4 protein-coding genes are annotated in these 5180 nt (G+C 64.7%); all 4 read right to left on the minus strand.

Annotation, left to right across the window (positions count from 1 at the left end; translation table 11 throughout):
- Positions 1-299: hypothetical protein (locus Q0J74_RS10295; RefSeq protein ID WP_297214318.1), on the minus strand; the 299-nt coding region annotated here is incomplete at its 3' end.
- A 31-nt stretch (positions 300-330) separates the two neighbouring features.
- The gene (locus tag Q0J74_RS10300; protein ID WP_297214321.1) at positions 331-1827 is read right to left on the minus strand and encodes an ABC transporter substrate-binding protein; all 1497 of its coding nucleotides are present in this window, start codon (positions 1825-1827) and stop codon (positions 331-333) included.
- Positions 1828-1972: 145 nt separating this feature from the next.
- Complete coding sequence (gene pgeF / locus Q0J74_RS10305; protein ID WP_297214323.1) at positions 1973-2785, minus strand: peptidoglycan editing factor PgeF; 813 nt, start codon at positions 2783-2785, stop codon at positions 1973-1975.
- Between the two features lie 43 nt (positions 2786-2828).
- A partial coding sequence (gene secA / locus Q0J74_RS10310) for a preprotein translocase subunit SecA (protein WP_297214324.1) occupies positions 2829-5180 on the minus strand: 2352 nt, incomplete at its 5' end.

Below are 5180 nucleotides of genomic sequence, written 5' to 3' on the forward strand. Positions count from 1 at the left end.
CAGGAGTCCGCCCGCTGGTCGTACTGGCCGGGCAGGGCCTCCACCGCCAGCACCCGGCAGTCCGCCGGAAGATCAAACACTTCGTCGGTGACTGTATCCACCGGAGGCTCGGACAGGACGGTGGTCCGGGCGGCATGGTAGGCCTCCGGCTCCACGCCCTCCACATCGTACCGGCGGATGACCCGCACGCCGGCAAGGCCGCTCAGCCCCAGGGTTCCCTTCAGCTCGGCCAGCAGGTGGCCGGCCTCCACGTCATACCCCGGCTTTTTCTCCACAAAACAGCGAAATACCTTCCCCATATACTTCCATTTCCCCTCTCTGTCTAGGCTCTTAGGCGATGCGCCACTGGGCAAAGCCGTAAAACACATTCTGCTGGGTGGGCGTCAGATTGGAAATGCGGCTCCACTGGGTGAGCACCGACCAGTTTTTGAAGCAGAGCACCCCGAAGGGCGGCTCCTCCATCAGCCGCTGGCTCAGCCGCCGGGCGCTCAGATCCCGGCCCTGGCCGGAGGCGGCCCGATAGGCCTGGAGCAGCTGGGCGGCCTGCTCGTCGGCATAGCCGCCGAAATTCAGGCTTCCCCCGGGAGTGATGAGGGCGGTGAGGTCAAAGTCGGCGGTAAGCCGCACCTCCCCCAGATATAGGTCGAAATCCCCCGCGTCCAGGGCGGCCAAATAGTCGTCCCAAGCCAGCAGGCGCAGCTCTACCTGGATGTCCAGCTCCTTCAGGCCGTTGGCCAGATGCTCCGCCGCAGTGGCCCGGATGGCGTTGTCCGACGGCGCCACAAGGCTCAGACTCAGCCGCTGCCTGCCGCTGGTCCAGCCGCCGTCCCCCCGGATCCACCCCGCCTGGGCCAGCAGCTCCGCCGCCTGCTGGGGGGCGTACTCCAGCTCCTGGGCCAGCTCCTCCTGATAGTAGGGGCTGGCGGGGGAGAGCGGCAGGGCGGCGGGCAGGGCGTGGCTGGCGTAGATGGCGGTGGATACCGCCGCCCGGTCAAAGGCCCGCAGCAGGGCCTGGCGCACCAGGGCGGTCCGGCAGGGTCCGGAGGTGACGTTGAAGCCCACGTAGAGCATGACGCTGGTGGGGTAGTCCACCGTGTCAAAGGAACCGGAAAAACCCAGGGCATTGGTACCCGTAAGGTCGGTGGCGACCAGGGCAATGTCCCGGGTGTCAAAGGCGTGGATCAGATCGTCCGTCTCCCGAATGGTGCGCAGGGGAATCTCCTCCAGAGGCAGAGGCTGGTTCTGCCACCAGTCCTGCCGGGCGGTAAGGGACCAGCTCTCCTCGGACTGGGAGAGCACATAGGGGCCGGTCCCCAGGGGGACGGATCCCGTCTCCTTCACAATAGGGATGTCCAGCAGGGCGGGCAGACCGCCGTTGGGCCGGCTCAGACTCACCGTCACTGTTCCCTCTTCCGCCGTCACCTGGGTAATATCGCTCAGCCGGGCGGCGTACAGGGTGCTGGTGCGGGCCAGGTCCAGGGAGGCCTTTACCTCTCCGGTGGTGAGCGGACTGCCGTCGGAGAAGGTGACGCCGGCGCGGAGGGTGAAGGTCCAGCTCAGCCCGTCGGCGGACTGGACGGACCCGGCGCACAGCTGCTCCTGGGGCTGAAACTGCTGGTCCAAAACATACAGCCCCTCATAGATCAGCCTGCCCAGGGACAGGTTGGTGCGGTTGCCCCCGGTAATGGGATGGAACCCTCCCTCGGGATAGCAGGCCAGGGCGAATTCCGCCGCCTCGGACGGGGCGGCGGAGGGTGTGGGTGTGGGGGTCGGCTCCGGCTCCGGTTCCCCGGTGCAGCCGGCCAGCAGCAGGCAGAGAACCAGCAAGACAAGAGACAGATACAGATATTTTTTCAGTGTACTGCCGCCTCCTTCTGCCGCAAGTAAAAATTCAGCCTTTCCGGGCATGCACCGCCTGGAAAGCCATCTCCACCCCCGCCGCTTGGCGCGAAACAGGGAGTGCCGGAATCTTCTAGGCCAAGGATATCATAGCCGCCTGGCTGCCCCGCTGGCCGTGGGTGTAGCGGTGGGACCAGTATTTCTCCGGCAGGCAGGCGGTGCAGTCGGCCGAAACGGCGATGTGGCCCTCGTCCAGGCCCGCCGCCTTCAGCCGGCAGACGTTGAGGGCCTTCAAATCCACCCGGAACTTGCCGGTGGGCAGCACCTGAATGCCGTGGAGGGCGGAGGCCCCCAGAGATTCGGTCATAGCGTTGGGTACGTCCTCGTGGGTCTCAAAGCAGCACTTGGAGATGCCCGGGCCAATGGCGGCCAGGATGTCCAGCCGCTGGCAGCCGTAGCACTCCACCATCCGCTCCACCGCCCGGGTGACAATACCCAGGGCGGTACCCCGCCAGCCGGCGTGGACGGCGCCCACCACCTTCCGCACCGGGTCGTAGAGCAGGATGGGCAGGCAGTCGGCGGTAAACACGGTGAGCACCACCCCTGGGATATCAGTCACCAGGCCGTCTGCCTGCCAGGGTTCCGGCTGGTCCAGACCCACCCCCAAATCGGCGGTGGTAACGGTGCGCACCACGTCCCCGTGGACCTGGCTGGCGCACACCACCTGGCGCGGGTCGGCGCCGATGGCGGCGCAGAACCGGCGGTAGTTTTCCGCCACCTTGTCCGGGTCGTCGCCCCGGTTCATGCCCAGGTTGAGGGAGGCGTAGATCCCGTCGGACACGCCCCCCAGCCGGGTGGAAAAGCCGTGGGCTACCCCGCCGGCGGCGTCAAAGCCGTCGGCGGTGAGGTACACCAGACCGTTCTTGTTGTGTTCCATGATGTTCATGCAGTTCCTCCATCGACCCGTTTTGAATCCCCCTGGACTGTCTTTAGTCTTCCTCAAACCGGCCGCAGCACTTCTTGTACTTCTTGCCGCTGCCGCAGGGACAGGGATCGTTGCGGCCCACCTTTTTGCCCTTTTTCACCGGCTGCTTTTTCACGGTGCCGTCGGCCCCGGCGCTCTCGCCGGTGACCTTGGCCACCCGCTCCCGCTTTACCGTGGAGCCCACCTGGATGCGGGCCAGGAAAATGCGGCGCAGAGTCTCCTCCTGAATGGCGGCGATCATCCGCTCGAACATCTCGTAGCCTTCCCGCTTGTACTCCACCACCGGGTCGTTCTGGCCGTAAGCCCGCAGGCCGATGCCCTGGCGCAGCTCCTGCATGGCGTCGATGTTGTCCATCCAGTACTCGTCCACCACCCGGAGCATCATCACCCGTTCCAGCTCCCGCATCAGCGGCTCGCCCAGCTCGGCCTCCTTGCGGCTGTATACGGCGCTGGCCCGGCCCTGAAGCAGGTCAATCAGGCCCTGGGCGTCATATTCCTGAAGCTTGGCATCGTCAAACTTGAACTCCTCGGCGGTGAGGAACAGGCCCCGGAACTGAGCGCACACCTCCCGCCAGTTCTCCGCGTCCATGTGCTTGAGCTCTCCCAGGTGGGCGTTCACCTCGTTGGTAATCACCCCGGTGAGCATGTTCTGCACCACTTCCTTCAGGTTCTCTCCGTCCAGCACCTTCCGGCGCTGCTCGTAGATCACCTTCCGCTGGGTGTTCATCACATCGTCGTACTCCAGCACCGTTTTCCGGGTCTGGAAGTTCCGGGACTCCACCTGTTTCTGGGCGTTCTCAATGGCGTTGGAGAGGATCTTGGCGTCGATGGGGGTGTCCTCGTCCACCCCCAGCTTCTCCATCATGCCCATCACCCGCTCCGAGCCGAACAGGCGCATGATGTCGTCCTCCAGGGAGAGGAAGAACTTGCTCTCGCCCGGGTCGCCCTGGCGGCCGGCACGGCCCCGGAGCTGGTTGTCGATACGGCGGGACTCGTGGCGCTCGGTACCCAGAATAAACAGGCCGCCCACCGCCCGGACCTTGTCCGCCTCCTCCTTGATCTCATCCTTGTACTTGGCCTCCGCCTGGGTGAACATCCGCCGGGCGTCCAGGATCTCCTGGTTGTCGGTCTCGGCAAAGCCGGTGGATTCGGCAATCAGCTCGTCGCTCAGGCCGGCCTTCCGCAGCTCGGCCTTGGCCAGAAACTCCGCGTTGCCGCCCAGCATGATGTCGGTGCCGCGGCCGGCCATGTTGGTGGCCACGGTGACCGCCCCAAGCTTGCCGGCCTGGGCCACGATCTCCGCCTCTTTCTCGTGGAACTTGGCGTTCAATACGTTGTGGCGTATCCCCCGGCGGCGGAGCATGGCGGAGAGCTGCTCCGACTTCTCGATGGAGACGGTACCCACCAGCACCGGCTGGCCCTTCTTGTGGCATTCCTCAATCTGGCTGACGATGGCCCGGTATTTGCCGGCCTCGTTTTTGTACACCACATCCTGGTGGTCAATCCGGGCCAGAGGTTTGTTGGTGGGGATTTCCACGATGTCCAGAGCGTAAATGGTGCCGAACTCCTCCTCCTCGGTCATGGCGGTACCCGTCATGCCGGAGAGCTTCTGATACAGGCGGAAGTAGTTCTGGAAGGTGATGGTGGCCAGGGTCTTGGACTCCCGGGCCACGGTGACGTGCTCCTTGGCCTCAATGGCCTGGTGCAGGCCCTCGGAGTACCGGCGGCCGTACATGAGCCGGCCGGTAAACTCGTCCACGATGATGACCTCCCCATCCTTCACCACGTAGTCGATGTCCCGCTTCATCAGGCCCCGGGCCTTGATGGCCTGGTTGATGTGGTGGGACAGGGTGGTGTTCTCCGGGTCGGCCAGGTTCTCCAGCTGGAACTGCTGTTCGGCCTTCTGGATGCCACGGGCGGTGAGGGTGACGGTGCGGGCCTTCTCATCCACGATATAGTCCGCGTCCACATCCGGGTCCTCTTCCTCCTTGGTGTCCACGCTGGTCACCCGCTGGCCCTTCAGCCGGGAGACAAAGTCATCCACAATGGTGTACAGCTGGGTGGACTTGTCCCCCTGGCCGGAGATGATGAGGGGGGTGCGGGCCTCGTCAATGAGGATGGAGTCCACCTCGTCCACGATGGCGAAGGCGTGGCCCCGCTGTACCATCTCGGAGGCGTAAATGCACATGTTGTCCCGCAGGTAGTCAAAGCCGAACTCGTTGTTGGTGCCGTAGGTAATGTCGGCGGCGTAGGAGGCCTTCCGGTCCTTGGGCTGAATATCGTGAATCACCAGGCCCACGGTGAGTCCCATGAAGCGGTACACCTTGCCCATCCACTCGCTGTCGCGCTTGGCCAG

The organism is uncultured Flavonifractor sp., assembly GCF_944387675.1.
In the GTDB taxonomy this organism is placed as follows: domain Bacteria; phylum Bacillota; class Clostridia; order Oscillospirales; family Oscillospiraceae; genus Flavonifractor.